Source organism: Arthrobacter sp. P1_B3 (assembly GCF_056406615.1).
The window spans coordinates 52,284-70,273 of sequence record NZ_JBFTZV010000005.1 but is presented as its reverse complement, the minus strand read 5'-3'; the positions used below and the strand labels follow the sequence as shown (position 1 = coordinate 70,273).

The window sequence follows — 17,990 nt, the reverse complement described above, 5'->3', positions numbered from 1 at the left end:
CGGGGATGGTTAGAGGGAGCGGAGTACCGAGACGACCTTGCCCATGATGACGGCGTGGTCGCCGAGGATGGGTTCGTACTGGGTGTTTTGCGGCAGCAGCCAGGTGTGGCCGTCCCGCTGGCGGAATGTCTTGACCGTGGCTTCGTCGTCCAGCAGGGCGGCAACGATGTCGCCGTTCACGGCGTCACCCTGGCGGCGGACAACCACCCAGTCACCGTCGCAGATCGCGGCATCAATCATCGAGTCGCCAGCCACCTTGAGCATGAAGAGTTCGCCATGGCCCACGAGCTGGCGGGGCAGCGGCATGACGTCCTCCACTACCTGGTCCGCGAGGATGGGTCCGCCGGCGGCGATGCGTCCGACGAACGGCACCATTGCCGTGTCGGTGGCGCTGGCGAGCTCAGACACCGAGAGGCCGCCGACGGCCCGCAGGCCGCTGGACTTCCCGACACCCGAAATCGGTGTGGTCCCCTCGTCCAGGGTCAGCGGCATGAGCACTTCCATGGCCCGCGGGCGCTTCGGATCGCGCCGCAGGTAGCCGAGCTTTTCAAGCTGGGAGAGCTGATGGGTCACGCTCGACAGGCTGGCGAGGCCGACGGTGTCGCCGATCTCGCGCATGGAGGGCGGGTAGCCCTTGTCCGTGACGGACCGCTGGATGGTCTCCAGGATTTTCTTTTGCCGGACGGTGAGGCTCTTGGGGGCCCGGGCGGGCTGCGGGCTCCGTGAGGTGGCCCTGCCGCCGGTGGCTTGTGCTGCCATGTTCGCCAACGCCTTTCCGTTCCGCCCGGCTGCCGTGGCTGCTGTCACCGGGACCTTCCGGCCTGAAATGTCAGACCCTGCTGATCAACTACTAACGAATTCACACAGGGAGTTCGTTAGTGGTTGTCCTGTCCCTCAAAAATAGGCCAGCCGCAGGGCTTTTTCAAACATTTGTTCTAGCGAGTCTCGACATCGTTCGTTAGTAAGTGCTAAAACAGAACGAGCAAGGTTCGAATATGTGTTCGATTTCGAGGTTTCCACTTCGGATCCGCTGTTCGGTTCTATGTTCGAAGGTTCGGCCGGTTGGCGGCGAGTACGTGGAGTACGCCGGGCGGCACCGTATGGTCCAGGAGGGCTCAGTTCATGTCAGCTTCAAGCGCGTTTCAAGACACTTTTGTTCAGGGCGTCTTTGTTCAGGGCGTCACGAATCACAACCGCAGCGGGGCGGGGGCCGCGGTTTCCGGCCGCCGGCCGAAGCAGCCGCCGCTGCGGCTTACCCAGCGCGGACGCTTCGTCTTCTTCGGTGTCCCGCTGATCCTTCTGGCGGCGTTCATCCTGTCGCTCAGCGGATTCCTCAACGCTCCCGCGAAAGCAGCGGATTCCGCTGACCAGCTCTCGCTGACGCCGACTGTCACCGTGACGGTGCAGCCGGGGGAGTCCCTCTGGGCCATTGCAGGGTCGTTGGCTCCGGAGCGCGATCCCCGCGACGTCGTGGCCGATATCGCGCAGCTGAACAACCTGGACGCCGCCCGTGTGATGCCGGGCCAGCAGCTGTTCGTCCCGTCCAAGTAGTACCCGCCAAGCCAAGCGACATCCCCCAAGTGCAGTCGCGGACGTCACAGTTTCAGTGCCCGTCCCGCTACCACTTAAACTGGTCACGTGACTGACCAGCTTGAGCGCCTCAACCGACTGCCCCTCCGAACCAATCTGCGTGGCCTGCGTCCGTATGGTGCGCCGCAGCTGGACGTCCCCATCCTGCTCAACGTCAACGAGAACACCCATGGTGTCCCGGCCGATGTCCGCGCGGCGATCACCGAGGCCGTCAGCTCCGCCGCTGCCGGGCTGAACCGCTATCCGGACCGCGAGTTCACCGAATTGCGCGAGGCCCTCGCCGAATACCTTGGCCACGGCCTGGACGCGGAGAATATCTGGGCCGCGAACGGATCCAACGAAGTCCTTCAGCAAATTCTCCAGGCATTCGGCGGCCCCGGCCGGACGGCCCTCGGGTTCCCTCCGACGTATTCGATGTACCCGCTGCTGGCTTCCGGCACGGATACGGAGTACATCGTCGGTGCCCGCGCCGCGGACTATGGGCTCAGCGCGGAATCGGCGGCCCGGCAGGTGCGCGAGCTTCAGCCCAACATTGTTTTCCTGTGCTCCCCGAACAACCCGACCGGTACGGGGCTGGGGCTTGATGTCGTCGAGGCCGTTTATGACGCCGGCGAAGCCAGTCAAACCATCGTGATCGTTGACGAGGCCTACCACGAGTTCGCCCACGACGGCACGCCCAGCGCGCTCACCCTGCTGCCTGGCCGGGAGCGGCTCATCGTCTCGCGCACCATGAGCAAGGCCTTCGCCCTCGCCGGCGCAAGGCTTGGCTACATGGCCGCCGCACCGGAAGTCGCGGACGCCCTGCGCCTGGTCCGTCTCCCGTACCATCTCTCCGCCATCACCCAGGCCGCGGCCCTGGCCGCCCTGCGCCACCGGGGAGCGCTCATGGCCGACGTCGAGGACATCAAGCGCCAGCGCGACCGGATCGTGGCGGAACTGACGCGGCTGGGCCTGAGCCCGGCCGCCTCCGATTCCAACTACGTGTTCTTCGGCGGCCTGGAAAACCCCCACGCGGTCTGGCAGGACATGCTGGACGCCGGTGTCCTGATCCGCGACGTCGGCATCCCGGGGCACCTTCGCGTGACCGCCGGCACTGAGACAGAAACCACAGCCTTCCTTGAGGCGCTTGAACGCATCCTGAACGGCTCCGCAAAGCCGCAGGCCTAGACTTGGTGGGGAGCCCGAGCGCCCCGCCAGACTGCCCAACACCCTGCCTTCTTCCAAAGGACACATCTACATGAGCAACACGGGATCCACCGCCGCCGAGGGCCGGACCGCACGCATGGAACGGACCACCAGTGAGTCCTCGGTCCTGGTCGAGATCAACCTGGACGGCACCGGCGTTTCAGACATCAGCACGTCGGTCCCGTTCTACGACCACATGCTGACCGCCCTCAGCAAGCACTCCTTGATTGACATGACCGTCAAGGCCACCGGCGACACCCACATCGATGTCCACCACACTGTCGAGGACGTGGCCATCACCTTCGGCGAGGTTCTGCGGACCGCCCTGGGGAACAAGGCCGGGATCCGCCGGTTCGGCGAGGCGACCGTGCCCCTGGACGAGGCCCTCGCACAGGCCGTCGTAGACGTCTCCGGCCGTCCGTACCTGGTCCACGCCGGTGAGCCGGCAGGCCAGGAATACCACCTGATCGGCGGCCACTTTACGGGCTCCCTGACCCGCCACGTCTTCGAGGCGATCACGCTGCACGCCGGGATCTGCCTGCACATGAACGTCACTGCCGGGCGCGACCCCCACCACATCGTCGAGGCCCAGTTCAAAGCCTTTGCCCGGGCGCTGCGCGCAGCCGTCGAACCGGATCCCCGCGTCGAGGGCATTCCGTCCACAAAGGGTGCTTTGTGACCGGCCCGCTGCTTCGCGACGGGGCCATCATCGACCCCGCCGCCGCGACCAAGCCGGTGTCCCCGGAGGGCAAGCCCACCGTCACGGTGCTGGACTACGGCTCCGGGAACGTCCGGTCCGCCGTCCGCGCGCTTGAGCGGGCCGGCGCCGAGGTCATCCTCAGCTCCAAGCCCGAAGACGTCCTCAACGCCGACGGCCTCGTTGTCCCCGGTGTCGGCGCCTTCGAAACCGTCATGCGCGAACTCAAAGCCGTTGACGCCATCCGCATGATCGGCCGCCGTGTCGCCGGAGGCCGCCCCGTGCTGGCCATCTGTGTCGGACTGCAGGTGCTGTTCGAGGCCGGCGTCGAGCACGGCACGGAAGCCGAGGGCATGGGGGAGTGGCCTGGCAAGGTGGAGCTGTTGCCGGCCGACGTCGTGCCCCACATGGGCTGGAACACCGTCTCCGTCCCGGAGGGGTCCAAGCTGTTCGCCGGGGTCGAGGGCGAGCGCTTCTACTTCGTGCACTCCTACGGTGTCCAGCACTGGGACTTCGACGTCATCCAGCCGAGGATGGCGGCGCCCCTGGTGACCTGGTCCGACCACGGTGCCCCGTTCATCGCGGCTGTGGAAAACGGCCCGCTGTGCGCCACCCAGTTCCACCCGGAGAAGTCCGGCGACGCCGGCGCCCGCTTGCTGCGCAACTGGGTCCAGGGCCTGCGCCCCACGTCCCCGGAACAAACCGCAGCCCCGGAACGGACCGCCTAGATGTGGTCCCTGGTGCTCATGGGCGTCGCCGGCCTGCTGGTTGGCGGCGCGATCTCCTTCCGGCAGCAGAAAAGTCCGCTCTGGGTGCAGATCGTTTTCTACATCCTGGCCGGAATGTCGCTGCTGGCTGCCTACCTCCTGACCCTGCCGGCGGCCTGACGGCCCCGCTCCCAACTACCATCCCCAAGCTGAGGACTCCACGATGACCACCGAAACCCCGCTGCCCGTACTTGAGCTGCTGCCCGCCGTCGACGTCGTCAACGGCCAGGCCGTCCGGCTCGTGCAGGGCGAAGCCGGCAGCGAGACGAGCTACGGTACCCCGCTGGAGGCCGCCCTCAACTGGCAGCAGCAGGGGGCTGAGTGGGTGCATCTGGTTGACCTGGATGCCGCGTTCGGGCGCGGCTCCAACGCCGAGCTCCTGCGCGAGGTCGTCGGCCGGCTCGATATCAAGGTGGAGCTCTCCGGCGGCCTGCGCGACGACGAATCCCTCGAGAAAGCCCTCGACCTCGGCGTTGCCCGCGTGAACCTGGGCACCGCGGCACTGGAGAACCCGGAGTGGACGGCCCGGGTGATCGAACGCTTCGGCGACAAGATCGCCGTCGGCCTGGATGTCCGCGGCACCACCCTCGCCGGCCGGGGCTGGACCAAGGAAGGCGGGGACCTCTGGGAGGTGCTCGGCCGCCTCGAGGACGCCGGCTGCGCCCGGTACGTCGTCACCGACGTGACCAAGGACGGCACGCTCCAGGGCCCCAACGTCGAACTCCTGCGCCAGATGGTCGAGAAGACCGGCAAACCGGTGGTCGCTTCCGGCGGCATTTCCAGCCTTGAGGACCTCTTGGTCCTGCGTTCCCTGGTGCCGCTCGGCGTCGAAGGCGCCATCATCGGCAAGGCCCTCTACAACGGCAACTTCACCCTGCCTGAGGCCCTCGACGCAGCCGGCCGCCGCTAGGCGGTCAGTGCCCATGACGCACACCCACGATCCCCACGACTCCCATGACGCAGCGCAGCCGGGCACCGGGGCCGGTCCGGTCCGGCATCTGCCCGGACACATCGCGGCCGCCCTTGCCGGCGCCGGCGGGGCCACGGACTCCGCCGGCCAACCCTGGGCGGGCCGCAGTCTGTCCGGCGATGACGCAAAGATCCACAATTTCGAGGACGACGACGGCACCGCCGACGCCGGCTACCTGGCGGCGCTGGCCGGCCTCGCCGCGGGCACGGGCGACGAGGCGGCCGTGGTGGCCGCGCTTGCCACCGCCCGGGTGTTCGTGCCAATCCTCGCCCAGCTCGCCGAAGAGGGCGAGGCCGCGGCCGGGCCCCACGGGGACCAGCTGCACTCGGACAAACAGGCCGACATGGCCCTCGTGACGCTCAAGGCGCCGGACGGGCGGACCGCCATGCCGGTGTTCACGTCGGCGGCGGCACTGAAGGCGTGGCACCCGGAAGCCAGGCCGGTCGCCGTGTACGCGGCCCGCGCCGCCCTGTCCGCGGTCGCGGAAGGCGCCGAGCTGCTGGTGCTCGATCCCGGCTCCGACCTGACGTTCGTGGTGCGCAGGCCGGCGGTTTGGGCCCTCGCCCAGCAGCAGACCTGGACGCCGTCGTACGCCGATCCGGACCTCGCAGGGGCCCTCGGGGAGGGCGCAGTTAGCTTTCCGGCGGTCCGCCGTGTTGAAATTCATCCTGGGGGTGGAGTTGCCTCGGCCACGGCCGATGGCAGGCGGCTCCCCGGTGGGGGAGCCGGCCCGGAACTCCGTGTGGTCCTCTACCTTGAAGACGGGCTCGACGCCGCCGGCGTGCAGTCCATCGTCGCTGGCCTCAACAACGCCTGGGCCCGGAATGAAATCTTTGCCGAGCGGGTTGATTCGATCGAGGTCAAGCTGCAGCGCGCAGCACCATAGCTGACGGCCCAACGGGGGGACTTCCCGGTGCTGCCGTGGCAGTACCAGAAGGATGTAGTCCGTGAACTTCGCGCTTTACCGTCAGTTGCTGGCCGTCCGGCCCATCAGGCGGCTCCTGCTGGTCGGCATGATCGCCCGCATACCGCATTCGGCGGCCGGCGTCCTGCTGACCCTGCACATCGTCCTGACCCTCGGCCAGGGCTACGCGGCCGCCGGCGCAGCCGCCGCCGTGATGACGATCGGAATCGCTGTCGGCGCGCCGTGGCGCGGGCGCCGGGTCGACACCGTGGGGCTGCGTAAGGCGCTGATTCCGTCCGTCATCTCCGAGACCGTGATCTGGTCGATCGTGCCGCACGTGTCCTACGAGGCCTTGCTTCCCTTGGTGTTCGTCGGAGGCCTGCTGACCCTCCCCATCTTCAGCGTGGTGCGGCAGTCGCTGGGCGTGCTGGCCCCCGGTGAACAGCGCCGCACGGCCTTTACCCTGGACGCCATCGCCACCGAACTGGTCTTCATGATTGGCCCCGCTGTCGGAGCCGTCGTCGCCACCAGCGGGCACTCCGTCCTGGGCCTGACTGTAGTGGGAGTAGCCACGTCCGTCTCGGGACTCTTCCTCATGTGGTTCAACCCGCCCACCCGGAGCGCTTCCCCCGACGCCGCGCTCGAGGCGCAGGAACTGGAATGCGCGGAAGCCGCCGTCGTCGCCGCCGCGCCGGCCCATCTGCAGGAGGCCGCAGCCGAACTGGCACCCCTGGCAGCCGCCGCCGAGGAACGGCGCCAGCGGGGCTCCGGCCTGCGACACAGGGTCATCCACAACTTCAGCTGGTTCACCGCCGCCGTCGCCGCCGTATTTGCTGTCGCCGCCGGTGCCGGCATGGTCCTCAGCGGCACCGACGTCGGCATCGTTGCAGCCCTACAGACCGGCGGCCACGAGGCCGAAATCGGTATCGTGTTCCTCTTCTGGTGCGCGGCCTCGGTGGTGGGCGGCATCCTCTACGGCGCCATGCACCGGCCCATCTCCCCGATCCTCTTGCTGCTGGGGATGTCGGCGCTGACCATCCCGATGGCCTTCGCGACCGACGTCTGGACGCTCAGCCTGCTCGCGCTGCTGCCGGGCCTGCTGTGCGCGCCGGTGTTGTCGGCGGCCTCGGAAAAGGTGGCCGAACTGGTTGACGAAAGCCGGCGCGGCGAGGCGATGGGCTGGTACGGCTCATCGCTCACCGGCGGAGTGGCGCTGGGTGCGCCGCTCGCCGGGCTGTTCATCGACCTCATCGGCCCCTCGGCCGGCTTCGTGTCCGTGGGGCTGGCAGGAGTGGCCCTCTGCCTGGTGGGACTCGTCCTGCAGCACGTGCGGCGCCGCCGCCTGGCCCACGCCTGACCGTCCGCTGACGCCGCGTGCGGCACCGCAAACGAACCTCAGTGGTCCGCCCGCCGCCGCTTCATAGTGACGAAAGTACTTAGTTGACCGGGCCGGTGTACTTCTCGCCCGGGCCCTTGCCCGGAGCATCCGGGATGATTGATTCCTCGCGGAAGGCCAGCTGGAGCGAGCGAAGTCCATCGCGCAACGGTCCCGCGTGCTGGGAGCCGATTTCCGGCGCCGCCGCGGTCACCAGGCCGGCGAGGGCGGTGATCAGTTTGCGGGCCTCGTCCAGGTCCTTGAGGTCCTGGGCATTTTCCTCGGCGGCCAGGCCGAGCTTTACCGCGGAGGCGCTCATCAGGTGCACGGCGGCCGTGGTGATGACCTCGATCGCGGGGACTTCCGAAATGTCGCGGATCTGCTGCGAGACGTCGGCCTGGGGGGCTGCGGGCTCGAAGACGTGGGAATTGCTGTCTGAAGTGCTCATGCTGGTAAGCTTGTCACAGACCGACTAAATGTCGTTATTTTGCAGTGATTCAGGTTGTGCTTCTGGCTGAAGTTCGAGCCCGAAGATGGCGCCCGGCGACGCACATGTGCGTTGAACGGGTATCTTTCTGTAGAGTTGACTTTAGTTTGCAAGCGGAGTTCTCTCCCACCCGCGTCAGCCGCGAAACTTCCTTAGGGAAGCCCCTCCCTCACAGGAGACAAGGTTGCCGGGTACCTGGTCGGGCACTACCTCGGACTCCGGTCCGCAGGAAGTGCATGTCGCCCCGCTGAGGGCGGCACTCCGATCTCGAGGCCTTCGATTGCTCTGGCAATTGGGGGCCTTCTCTTTTTGCCGGTGGAATACCCCTCACGAACACAGGAGCTTTAACATTAGCGAGCCAAGAATCAATGAGCGTATCCGCGTCCCCGAGGTGCGGCTGGTCGGCCCTGCAGGCGAACAAGTAGGAATTGTCCGTATTGAGGATGCCCTGCGTTTGGCTGCCGAGTCCGATCTTGATCTCGTTGAAGTTGCACCGCAGGCGAAGCCTCCGGTGTGCAAGCTGATGGACTTCGGCAAGTACAAGTACGAAGCCGCTGTCAAGGCACGCGAGGCCCGGAAGAACCAGACCAACACGGTCCTGAAGGAAATCCGCTTCCGCCTGAAGATCGATACTCACGACTACGAGACCAAGCGCGGCCACGCGCTCCGCTTCCTCGGTGCCGGCGACAAGGTCAAGGCCATGATCCAGTTCCGTGGCCGTGAGCAGCAGCGCCCCGAGATGGGCATCCGCCTGCTCCAGCGTTTCGCCGACGACGTCGCCGAAGTTGGTGTGGTGGAGTCAAGCCCGCGGATCGATGGCCGCAACATGGTCATGGTGGTTGGCCCGCTGAAGAACAAGGCTGAAGCCAAGGCGGAGGCGCGCCGCGCAACGCAGCGCGCAGAAGCCAAGGCTGAGAACGAAGCCAAGGCTTCGGGACGCGTCGATGTCTCCGGTGGCAACGCCCCGCTGACCCAGACACTCTCCGACCTCCTGCCGGAAGGCTACGTCGTATCGCCGGAGGCTCCCGCAACGGAGGCTCCCGTCGAGGAAACCAAGGTCGAAGAAGCCCCGGTTGCAGAAGCCAAGGTCGAAGAGGCCCCGGTTGAAGAAGCCAAGGCCGAAGAGACCAAGGTCGAAGAGGCTCCTGCCCAGGAAGCACCGAAGACGCCTGCTCCGAAGGCAACCGAGAAGCCGGTGGAAGCCAAGGCTCCCGTGGCTCCGAAGGCAGCCGAGAAGCCGGTGGAAGCCAAGGCTCCCGAGGCTCCGAAGGCAGCCGAGAAGCCGGCGGTAGCCAAGGCTCCCGAGGCTCCGAAGGCCGCTCCGGCCAAGGCTCCTGAGGAAAAGGCAGCCGCTCCGGCTCCGGCGGCGGCACCGAAGCCGGTTGCTGCTCCGAAGCCGGTGCCGAGGCCTTCAGCGCCGAAGCCCGCCGCACGGCCGGCCGCCCCCCGGGCTGCCGCCAAGCCTGGCAGCAAGAAAACCAACTAGTTCACGGCTGCCGGACAGAAATGTCCGGCAGCAGGCAACCAGCATGCCGCCCGCAGGGGCGGCTGCACGAAAGAGCTGCAGACTTTTCTGCGGATACGTAAGGAGATCGGTTCCCATGCCGAAGATGAAGACCCACAGTGGTGCTAAGAAGCGCTTCAAGCTGACCGGTAGCGGCAAGCTGCGCCGCCAGCAGGCCAACCGCCGCCACTACCTCGAGCACAAGTCCTCCCGGCTGACCCGTCGCCTTGCCGGCGACAAGATCGTCTTCAAGGGCGACGCCAAGGTCATCCGGAAGATGCTCGGCATCTAAGTTCCAAGTTCTCTGACTGTTCGCCACCTGGCAGCAGTCAACTACCAAAAAGGCTTCTCAGGCCAGCCGGACCGATCCGGCAGTAGACGCTTGGGATCAGAATTTTCTAAGGAGTACGCACGTGGCACGTGTGAAGAGGGCGGTTAACGCCCACAAGAAGCGCCGGGTTATCCTCGAACGCGCAAAGGGCTACCGTGGACAGCGTTCACGCCTGTACCGCAAGGCAAAAGAGCAGCTGCTGCACTCGTTTGTGTACAGCTACGGTGACCGCAAGAAGAAGAAGGGCGACTTCCGCCGTCTTTGGATCCAGCGTATCAACGCCGCATCGCGCGCCAACGGCCTGACCTATAACCGACTGATCCAGGGCCTGAAGGCCGCTGAGGTTGAGGTTGACCGCCGCATGCTGGCCGAGCTTGCCGTTTCCGACGCCAACGCCTTTGCTGCGCTGGTCAAGGTCGCCAAGGACTCGCTGCCCGCCGACACGTCCGCTCCGGCCGTCCAGGCTGAGGCCGCTCCGGCTCCGAAGGCTGCCAAGAAGGCTCCCGCGAAGAAGCCTGCTGCCAAGAAGGCTGACGCCGAGGCCGCAAAGTAGTTCCTGCCGCCGTTGAAAACTGCGCCGTTCGAGAACCGGCTGCGAAAGCAACTAAGGTTCTTATATGAACGAAACCGGGCGCCCGCAAGACTTTCCACTTTCCAATCCTCGAGCTGATCGAGTGAGGAAGGTGGCACAACTTGCCGGGCGCCCGGCCCGTTTAAAGCGCAGCGAGTTCCTTGCGGAGGGGCCGCAGGCCGTGCGCGAGGCCCTGACGCTGCACCAGAAAAGGATTGCCGCGGGCGAGCCCGGCATTGTTTATGAGGTCTACGCGAGCGAGGCCTGCCTCGACCGGCACCCGGATCTGGAGGCCCTCGCGGAGGGCACCACCGCGTACCTCGCCACCGACGAGGTGCTCGCCGCGATGGCGGACACGGTCACCCCGCAGGGCATTCTCGCGGTCTGCGGTTTCCTGGACGTGAGCCTCGAGCGGGTGCTTGACGCCGCGCCGCGGCTCATCGCGGTCCTGTGCCAGGTCCGCGACCCCGGCAACGCCGGCACCGTCCTGCGCGCGGCCGACGCCGCCGGCGCCGACGCTGTCATCCTGACCGCATCCAGCGTCGACATCTACAACCCCAAGGCCGTGCGCTCGACGGCGGGATCCCTCTTCCATCTGCCCGTGGTGCTCGGCGCTGACGTGGCGGAACTGGTGGCCCGCTGCAAGGAACGCGGCATCGGAATCCTCGCGGCGGACGGCCAGGGCCAGCTGAACCTGGACCGTCTCCAGGACGAGAACGCGGCCCGCCGCCTGGGAGCCGCCGCGGCCGAGTCGGTCTACGCGCTGGAGAACCCCACGGCCTGGCTCTTCGGCAATGAGGCGCAGGGTCTGTCCGAGGAAGAGATCGCGCTGGCGGACCACAGAGTGGCCGTGCCGGTCTACGGGGGAGCGGAAAGCCTGAACCTCGGCACTGCAGCCACCGTCTGCCTGTACGCCAGCGCCCGTTCCCAGCAGGCGCGCTAGGGGTCGGCCCAGGGTTCAGCAGGGAGCAAGCACGTCCGGCAGCCGGCAGGGCAACCAACGGCAGGGCAAGCAACGGCAGTGTGACCAACGGTGGTGTAAACGACGGCGGGGCCCACCGAATGGTGGGCCCCGCCGTCGTGCTGTCACTGCCGCTCCACACACAGTGTGCAGTCAGTGCCTTGAAGAATTATGTGGTGGTCTTGTTGCGTCCTGTGATGGCGCCGTAGATGAGGGCAGCCGCTATGCCACCGACAATGGCCAGCAGCCAGGAACCGAGATTCCAGAATTCCATCGTGCCGCCGCCGAACAGCAGGTCCCCGATCCAGCCGCCGACAACTGCGCCGACGACGCCGAGCGCGAGGCTGGTAACCCAGCCGCCGCCGACCCTGCCGGGCACGACTGCCTTGACGATTGCACCTACTATGAGTCCGAGAATGATCCAGCCAAGAAAGCCCATGTCTCCTCCTACATATTCGTCGGCATCCAAATTGTGAATCCCGAATATGGCTTCAAGCTAACATAGGGCCGATTGCTTGTCAGCAGGGGACTACCCAATCGTTACGTGGCTGCGTTGGTCACTGTCGCGGTTCGGCGGCAGCCTGGAAACGGGTACGGTATTCCTTGTGGGCGCTGGGTTCTTCCGGTGTTCGCATACACCCCCGAAGAACCCCACAAGGAGAAGCTCACGTGGCTGCAAATGGCGGTACCAAGGCGATTCTCGCGGCACTGGCCGCAAACCTGACCATCGCCGTTTTGAAGTTCGTCGCCTACTTTCTGACGCTGTCCTCGTCCATGCTGGCCGAGGCGATTCACTCGCTCGCAGACTCCGGCAACCAGCTGCTGCTCTTGGTCGGCGGCAAGCGCGCGCAGCGGCAAGCCAGCCCCGAGCACCCGTTCGGCTACGGCCGCGAGCGTTACATCTACGCCTTCATCGTCTCGATTGTGCTTTTCAGCGTCGGCGGCCTGTTCGCACTCTATGAGGCCTGGGGAAAGATCCAGCACCCGCACGCCATTGAAGGGGACTTCTGGTGGGTGCCGCTTGCCGTCCTGATTGGCGCGATCATTGCCGAGTCCTTCTCGTTCCGGACAGCGATCATCGAATCCAACCACCTCAGGGGAAAGCAAGGCTGGATCAAGTTCATCCGCAATGCCAAGCAGCCGGAACTCCCGGTGATCCTGCTGGAGGATTTCGGCGCCCTCGTGGGCCTGGTGTTCGCGCTCTTCGGCGTGGGCCTGACGCTCCTGACCGGGAATGGCATCTGGGACGCCCTCGGCACCGCGATGATCGGTCTGCTGCTCGTGGCGATCGCTGTGGTGCTGGCCATGGAAACCAAGTCCCTGCTGCTGGGCGAGTCGGCCACCCGCGATGACGTCGCCAAGATCCGCAGCGCGATCGAAGGCGGCGGCACCACCATCATTCACCTCAAGACCATGCACCTTGGCCCTGAGGAGCTGCTGGTGGCGGCCAAGATCAGCATCGGCCGCTCGGACTCGGGCCAGGACATTGCGAAGGCGATTGATGACGCAGAGGTCCGGATCCGCGAAGCCGTCCCGATTGCCCGGGTCATCTACCTGGAACCGGACGTGCAGCGCGTCAGCGCCCCCTGAGCCGCATGGCGGTCCAGCCCGGCCCCAAATAAGACAACGGCCCTAAAGACAACGGCAGTCCCTAAAGAAAACGGCAGTCCTGTCCAGTTCACCACTGGACAGGACTGCCGTTCTTTTCGAGCATGTCCGCCTTTGCCCTACCGTCGTGCCTGGGCCAAGGGGCCGGCTAGGAGGCCAGCGGCCGCCTGCGTTCCACGGCGCCGCTGATGGCAGCGACCCCGAGCCCCAGCACGGCAAGGACCGCACCTACGAGCGCGGGCGCGACGTAGCCCCAGCCCCAGGCGATCACAAGGCCGCCCAGGAAGGCGCCCAGGGCGTTAGCGACGTTGAGCGCCGCATGGTTGAGCGAGGAGGCCAGCGACGGCGCGTCGGGGGAGGCATCCAGAAGCCTGGTCTGCAGGGCCGGCACCAGCATGGACCCGGCGGCGCCAACCACGAACACCATGACCAGAGCGGACCAGGCCCAATGGACGCCAACGGCATAGACCACGAGTGCCACCGCCGTGGCGGGCAGCACCCAGTAAATCGTGCCCATGACGGACTTGTCGGCGATCCTGCCGCCAACGATGTTGCCCACCACCATGCCCACGCCGTACAGTGCCACGACCAGCGGCAGCCAAGGCGCTGGGAGACCGGCCACGGAGGTCATGGTGTGCGCAATGTAGGTGTAGGTCGCGAAGAAACCGCCGAAGCCGACGATGCCGACCAGGATCGCAAGCCACACCTGGAGCCGCTTGAGCGCGCCGAGCTCACGGCGGAAGCTGGCGTCTGCGTGCGGTTTCTGGAACGGGACGAACTTCCACAGCATGGCGAGCGTAATGATGCCGATCAGGCCGACCAGCAGGAACAGGAGCCGCCATCCGTAGCTCTGGCCAAGCCAGGTTGCGAAGGGGACGCCGATGACGTTGGACACCGTCAGCCCCGCCATGACCATCGAAATGGCCCAACCACGCTTGGTCGGCGCCACCAGGGAGGCGGCAATCACGGCCGCGACCCCGAAGAAGGCGCCGTGGGGCAGACCCGCGGCGAACCGGGACACCAGCATGGAGCCGTAGTCCGGGGCGAGGAAGGAACTGAGGTTGGCGATGCTGAAGAAGAGCATGAGTCCCAGGGCCAGGTACTTCCGCGGGAGTTTGGCCCCGACGGCGGCCAGCACGGGCGCGCCGATCACGACGCCGAGGGCGTAGGCCGAAATAAGGTGACCGGCCTCGGGCGTGCTGATGTTCAGGCCCTGTTCGATCTCCTTGAGCAGGCCCATCATGGTGAATTCTGTGGTGCCGATGCCAAATCCGCCCATCGCCAGGGCAATAATGGCCAGGGCAACATGGCGGGTGCCGGTCTTGGACGGCGCCGGGGCGTATGTGGTGGTTGTCATTCGTCTTTTCGGGGAGATTTTCCGGGAAGGGTCCGGAGGGGATCGGACAGATAAATATGCTTTAAAGAACGGGGAGGGGGCGCCGAATATTCCGCAACTGGTTCGGGCGGCCGCCTCCACCATTGTCCCCTACCCGGCCGCTCGCGGTCCCCGTCCCCGTTTCCCCGCTTCCGACCCGTTCCCCGTGCTCGCGACGCCGGACCCGGCGCCCGTCTTAGACTGGGGGGCGTGACTGGACTCATTGGCGTTGTTGGCGGCGCAGTAGTGGACTCCCTGGCCGAACCGGGCATGCTCCTGGTGGCCCGGCGCACGGCGCCGCCGCAGTTTGCCGGAATGTGGGAGTTCCCGGGCGGAAAGGTGGAGCCAGGCGAAGCAGCCGAAGACGCCCTGCACCGCGAGCTCCGGGAAGAACTGGGCGTGCTGGTGCGGCTCGGGTCCGAGCTGCCGGCGGAGGCCGCCACGGGCTGGCCGCTCAACGAAAAGGCGGCGATGAGGGTCTGGTTCGCCGAACTCGCTGAGGGAGAGCCCCGGCCGCTGGAAGACCACGACGAACTGCGTTGGCTCGATCTCCGCAACCCGGCGGAGGTCCTGGGCCTGCCGTGGATCCCGGCGGACTTCCCCATCGTAGAAGCCCTCCTGGCCGCAGTCCGGGCCACCGGGCCGCGCGGAGTGGGAGCCGGGATTAGCAGCTGACCCGGACGCGCCGACGGGTTTTGGATGCCCGCCTCTCGCCAAACCGTCAGGCATGTGCCTACTCTGAACGCAATCGAGAGGAGTGGCCGTGCAGGTCGGTGTCGGACGAGAGCAGCGAGCCGGGGAACGCCGCGTTGCGGCCACACCGGAGACGGTCCAGCAACTGACAGCCCTCGGGCTCCATCTCCTGGTGGAGAGCGGCGCCGGCACCGAAGCAGGGTTCGTGGACGCCGCCTTCAAAGAGGCTGGCGCCACGGTGATCTCCGACCTCCCGTTCGAGGCCCTCGACGTCCTCCTCCATGTGCGCCCGCTCACCCCGGAGACCGCGGCCCGGCTTCGGCCCGGCACGGTCACCATCGGCCTGGGGTCGCCGGCCTCGGAACTGCCGACTGTCCGCGCGCTGGCCGCCGCCGGGATCACCTCGTTCGCCCTGGAACTGCTTCCGCGGATTTCCCGGGCACAGTCCATGGATGCGCTCAGCTCGCAGTCCCTGGTGACCGGCTACCGCGCAGTGCTCGAAGCCGCCGTCCGGTACCCGCGGTTCTTCCCGCTCTATATGACCGCCGCGGGGACCATCCCGCCGGCGAGGGTGCTGGTCCTCGGGGCCGGTGTCGCCGGTCTGCAGGCGATCGGCACGGCGAAACGGCTCGGCGCCCGGGTGTCGGCCAACGACATCCGGGCCGCCTCCGCCGACGAGGTCGCCTCGATGGGGGGCACTTTCATCAACCTGGACGTCGATGCGGCGGCCGAAGGAACCGGAGGCTACGCCCGCGCCCTCGGCGAGGACCGGGCGCAACGCCAGCGCAGCCTCCTCGCCCCGCACGTCGCTGCAGCGGACATCCTGATCACGACAGCGGCCATCCCGGGCCGGGCCGCTCCCTTGCTGGTGACCACCGCTATGGTGGCCAGCATGCGGGCCGGATCGGTCGTCGTCGACCTCGCCGCGGAGTCCGGAGGCAACGTCGAAGGCGTGATCGCCGGCCAGGACGTCCAGGTGCCGGTCGACGGCGGGTCGGTCACGCTCGTGGGCCTGCAGGACGCTGCATCCGCCATGCCGTCCGACGCGTCCCGGCTTTTCGCCCGGAACGTCAGCAACTTCCTCGCCCTCATGACCGAAGGCGGTGCAGTGGCTCCGGACTTCGACGACGACGTGGTCGCCGGAACGTGCCTGACCCACGGCGGCGCCGTGCGGCATGCCCCCAGCGCTGCAGCACTGGAAACGGAGGCATGATGGGCCCGGTCGCGGTGCTGACAGTGGTGGTGCTCGCGGTGTTCGTCGGCTTCGAAGTCGTCTCCAAGGTCACCAGCAAGCTGCACACACCTCTCATGTCCGGCGCCAACGCCATCCACGGCATCATCCTGGTCGGCGCCATCATTGTGGCCGGACAGGCCAGCGACCCGTGGGTGCTTGGCATCGCGCTCCTGGCCGTGGTCCTGGCAACCGTCAACCTGGTGGGCGGCTTCGTGGTCACGGACCGGATGCTTGAGATGTTCAGCGGACACAAGCGGGCACGCACACCCGCCTCAACCGGCGCCGCCACAGCCGGCGGAACCGCGGGAGCAGGACACCCCGGTGACGGGGGCTCCGGCGGCGGCGTGGCGGGGGAGGGCCGATGAGTCTCCTGACCCCCGAATGGACGGCCCTGCTCTACCTTGCGGCTGCCGTCTGCTTCATCCTGGCGCTCAAAGGCCTCAGCTCGCCGCGGACAGCTCGCCGCGGCAACGCCATCGGTGCCGCCGGGGCGCTCCTCGCCGTCGTCACCGTGTTCTTCTCGGCGCGGCTGGAAAATATTCCGCTCATCCTCGTGGCCATTGCCGTCGGCTCCGCGATCGCCGTCCCCGTGGCCCGGCGGGTGCAGATGACCCAGATGCCCCAACTGGTGGCGCTCTTCAACGGCGTCGGAGGCGGGGCCGCCGCACTCGTGGCCGTACTGGAACTTGGCCACAACGAGGATCCATGGGTCCGCCTGGCCGTGGTCTTCACCATGCTGGTGGGCGCGGTGTCCTTCGCCGGCTCCGCGGTGACTGTGGGCAAGCTGCAGGAACTCATCAGCACCCGCCCGCTGCTGTTTCCCGGCATGCCCTGGGTCATGGGGGCCGTCCTGCTGGGGGCAGTCATCTCGGGTGGGCTCGTGGTCCTGACCGGGTCGCTCGGCTTCTCGCTCGCGCTGCTGGGCCTGGGACTCGCTGCCGGGCTGCTCCTGGTGTTGCCCGTCGGCGGGGCGGACGTGCCGATCGTGATCTCCCTGCTGAACGCCTTCACGGGACTGGCGGTGGCAGCGTCCGGTGTGGTCCTGGGCAATGTCCTGCTGCTCGTCGCCGGGACGCTTGTTGGCGCCAGCGGCACAATCCTGACGAAGGTCATGGCCTCGGCCATGGGCCGCGGAGTCGCCGGCATCCTCTTCGGGGCGTTCAAGGGCGGCTCGACGGCGGGTTCCACCGCCCTGAGTGACCGGCCCGTACGTTGCTCGTCGCCGGAGGACGTTGCCGTCCAGCTCGGTTACGCCCAGCGGGTGGTGATCGTTCCCGGCTACGGACTCGCCGTGGCGCAGGGCCAGCACACCGTGGCGGAACTTGCCACGGCGCTGGCTGCCCGTGGCGTGGAGGTGGTCTTCGCCATCCACCCCGTGGCCGGACGCATGCCGGGCCACATGAACGTGCTGCTGGCCGAGGCCAACGTGCCGTACGAGTCGCTGCGGGAGCTGGCCGAAGTCAATCCCGAGTTCGCGAACACGGATATCGCGCTGGTGGTCGGCGCTAATGACGTCGTCAACCCGGCGGCCAAGTCCTCTCCGGGTTCGCCGATTTACGGGATGCCGATCCTGGAAGTGGTGCAGGCCCAGCAGATCGTGTTCCTGAAGCGGTCGATGCGCCCGGGATTTGCCGGCATCGAGAACGAGCTCCTGCATGATCCCAAGACCACGCTCCTGTTCGGGGATGCCAAGGATTCGCTCGCCAGGGTGCTGGGCGCGGTCAAAGCGCTCTAGGTT

The 17,990-nt window shown here is 67.0% G+C and carries 21 protein-coding genes; 17 read left to right on the top strand and 4 right to left on the bottom strand.

Annotation, left to right across the window (positions count from 1 at the left end):
• Positions 1-9: 9 nt before the first annotated feature.
• Positions 10-759: a transcriptional repressor LexA gene (gene lexA / locus AC1D2F_RS07060; protein ID WP_229992959.1), complete on the bottom strand. Its 750-nt coding sequence runs from the start codon at positions 757-759 to the stop codon at positions 10-12.
• 363 nt (positions 760-1,122) lie between these two features.
• Here lexA and AC1D2F_RS07055 point away from each other — a divergent pair, with 363 nt between their 5' ends.
• From AC1D2F_RS07055 to AC1D2F_RS07020, 8 genes are all read left to right on the top strand, one after another.
• A complete protein-coding gene (locus tag AC1D2F_RS07055) occupies positions 1,123-1,551 on the top strand; it encodes a LysM peptidoglycan-binding domain-containing protein (RefSeq protein ID WP_476966457.1) in 429 nt (142 codons plus the stop codon).
• A gap of 87 nt (positions 1,552-1,638) precedes the next feature.
• Positions 1,639-2,757 (top strand): histidinol-phosphate transaminase, encoded by a 1,119-nt coding sequence (locus AC1D2F_RS07050; protein ID WP_476966456.1) that lies wholly within the window; start codon positions 1,639-1,641, stop codon positions 2,755-2,757.
• Between the two features lie 70 nt (positions 2,758-2,827).
• On the top strand, positions 2,828-3,454 hold the full coding sequence (hisB, locus tag AC1D2F_RS07045; protein WP_091557762.1) for an imidazoleglycerol-phosphate dehydratase HisB: 627 nt from the start codon (positions 2,828-2,830) through the stop codon (positions 3,452-3,454).
• Positions 3,451-4,200: an imidazole glycerol phosphate synthase subunit HisH gene (hisH, locus tag AC1D2F_RS07040; RefSeq protein ID WP_364747448.1), complete on the top strand. Its 750-nt coding sequence runs from the start codon at positions 3,451-3,453 to the stop codon at positions 4,198-4,200. Before hisB ends, hisH begins: the two co-directional genes overlap by 4 nt.
• Complete coding sequence (locus AC1D2F_RS07035) at positions 4,201-4,359, top strand: hypothetical protein (protein WP_364747450.1); 159 nt, start codon at positions 4,201-4,203, stop codon at positions 4,357-4,359. It begins immediately after the preceding gene.
• A 43-nt stretch (positions 4,360-4,402) separates the two neighbouring features.
• Complete coding sequence (gene priA, locus AC1D2F_RS07030) at positions 4,403-5,149, top strand: bifunctional 1-(5-phosphoribosyl)-5-((5-phosphoribosylamino)methylideneamino)imidazole-4-carboxamide isomerase/phosphoribosylanthranilate isomerase PriA (protein ID WP_229992955.1); 747 nt, start codon at positions 4,403-4,405, stop codon at positions 5,147-5,149.
• A gap of 13 nt (positions 5,150-5,162) precedes the next feature.
• Positions 5,163-6,095, top strand: a complete 933-nt coding sequence (locus tag AC1D2F_RS07025) for an SseB family protein (protein ID WP_229992954.1) — start codon at positions 5,163-5,165, stop codon at positions 6,093-6,095.
• 61 nt (positions 6,096-6,156) lie between these two features.
• Positions 6,157-7,470 carry an MFS transporter gene (locus AC1D2F_RS07020; protein WP_476966455.1) on the top strand — a complete coding sequence of 438 codons (1,314 nt, stop codon included), beginning with the start codon at positions 6,157-6,159 and terminating at the stop codon, positions 7,468-7,470.
• Between the two features lie 79 nt (positions 7,471-7,549).
• Here the strand turns inward: AC1D2F_RS07020 and AC1D2F_RS07015 are convergent, their stop codons facing one another.
• Positions 7,550-7,936 carry a DUF1844 domain-containing protein gene (locus AC1D2F_RS07015; protein WP_229992952.1) on the bottom strand — a complete coding sequence of 129 codons (387 nt, stop codon included), beginning with the start codon at positions 7,934-7,936 and terminating at the stop codon, positions 7,550-7,552.
• Positions 7,937-8,366: 430 nt separating this feature from the next.
• Between AC1D2F_RS07015 and infC the strand changes: the two genes are divergently transcribed.
• The 4 genes from infC to AC1D2F_RS06995 all read left to right on the top strand — a co-directional run bounded on the left by infC (position 8,367) and on the right by AC1D2F_RS06995 (position 11,324).
• Positions 8,367-9,461: a translation initiation factor IF-3 gene (gene infC, locus AC1D2F_RS07010; RefSeq protein ID WP_476966454.1), complete on the top strand. Its 1,095-nt coding sequence runs from the start codon at positions 8,367-8,369 to the stop codon at positions 9,459-9,461.
• A gap of 115 nt (positions 9,462-9,576) precedes the next feature.
• On the top strand, positions 9,577-9,771 hold the full coding sequence (gene rpmI / locus AC1D2F_RS07005; protein ID WP_009358635.1) for a 50S ribosomal protein L35: 195 nt from the start codon (positions 9,577-9,579) through the stop codon (positions 9,769-9,771).
• 121 nt (positions 9,772-9,892) lie between these two features.
• The gene (gene rplT, locus AC1D2F_RS07000; RefSeq protein ID WP_018774438.1) at positions 9,893-10,363 is read left to right on the top strand and encodes a 50S ribosomal protein L20; all 471 of its coding nucleotides are present in this window, start codon (positions 9,893-9,895) and stop codon (positions 10,361-10,363) included.
• Between the two features lie 64 nt (positions 10,364-10,427).
• Complete coding sequence (locus AC1D2F_RS06995; protein WP_476966453.1) at positions 10,428-11,324, top strand: TrmH family RNA methyltransferase; 897 nt, start codon at positions 10,428-10,430, stop codon at positions 11,322-11,324.
• 187 nt (positions 11,325-11,511) lie between these two features.
• Here AC1D2F_RS06995 and AC1D2F_RS06990 read toward each other — a convergent pair whose 3' ends face one another.
• On the bottom strand, positions 11,512-11,781 hold the full coding sequence (locus AC1D2F_RS06990) for a GlsB/YeaQ/YmgE family stress response membrane protein (protein WP_229992949.1): 270 nt from the start codon (positions 11,779-11,781) through the stop codon (positions 11,512-11,514).
• Positions 11,782-12,011: 230 nt separating this feature from the next.
• Between AC1D2F_RS06990 and AC1D2F_RS06985 the strand changes: the two genes are divergently transcribed.
• Positions 12,012-12,932 carry a cation diffusion facilitator family transporter gene (locus tag AC1D2F_RS06985; RefSeq protein WP_476966452.1) on the top strand — a complete coding sequence of 307 codons (921 nt, stop codon included), beginning with the start codon at positions 12,012-12,014 and terminating at the stop codon, positions 12,930-12,932.
• Positions 12,933-13,098: 166 nt separating this feature from the next.
• Here AC1D2F_RS06985 and AC1D2F_RS06980 read toward each other — a convergent pair whose 3' ends face one another.
• Complete coding sequence (locus AC1D2F_RS06980; RefSeq protein ID WP_364747457.1) at positions 13,099-14,307, bottom strand: MFS transporter; 1,209 nt, start codon at positions 14,305-14,307, stop codon at positions 13,099-13,101.
• Between the two features lie 228 nt (positions 14,308-14,535).
• On the opposite strand from AC1D2F_RS06980, the gene AC1D2F_RS06975 reads away from it, so the two are divergent.
• The 4 genes from AC1D2F_RS06975 (at position 14,536) to AC1D2F_RS06960 (ending at position 17,987) form a co-directional block, all read left to right on the top strand.
• On the top strand, positions 14,536-15,000 hold the full coding sequence (locus tag AC1D2F_RS06975; RefSeq protein WP_364747459.1) for a (deoxy)nucleoside triphosphate pyrophosphohydrolase: 465 nt from the start codon (positions 14,536-14,538) through the stop codon (positions 14,998-15,000).
• A gap of 88 nt (positions 15,001-15,088) precedes the next feature.
• Entirely contained in the window at positions 15,089-16,231 is a 1,143-nt protein-coding gene (locus tag AC1D2F_RS06970; RefSeq protein ID WP_364747461.1) for a Re/Si-specific NAD(P)(+) transhydrogenase subunit alpha, read from the top strand.
• Complete coding sequence (locus AC1D2F_RS06965; protein WP_364747532.1) at positions 16,231-16,617, top strand: NAD(P) transhydrogenase subunit alpha part 2; 387 nt, start codon at positions 16,231-16,233, stop codon at positions 16,615-16,617. The genes AC1D2F_RS06970 and AC1D2F_RS06965 overlap by 1 nt, the downstream gene beginning before the upstream one ends.
• Positions 16,614-17,987, top strand: a complete 1,374-nt coding sequence (locus tag AC1D2F_RS06960) for an NAD(P)(+) transhydrogenase (Re/Si-specific) subunit beta (RefSeq protein ID WP_476966451.1) — start codon at positions 16,614-16,616, stop codon at positions 17,985-17,987. The genes AC1D2F_RS06965 and AC1D2F_RS06960 overlap by 4 nt, the downstream gene beginning before the upstream one ends.
• The last annotated feature ends 3 nt before the right edge of the window (positions 17,988-17,990 follow it).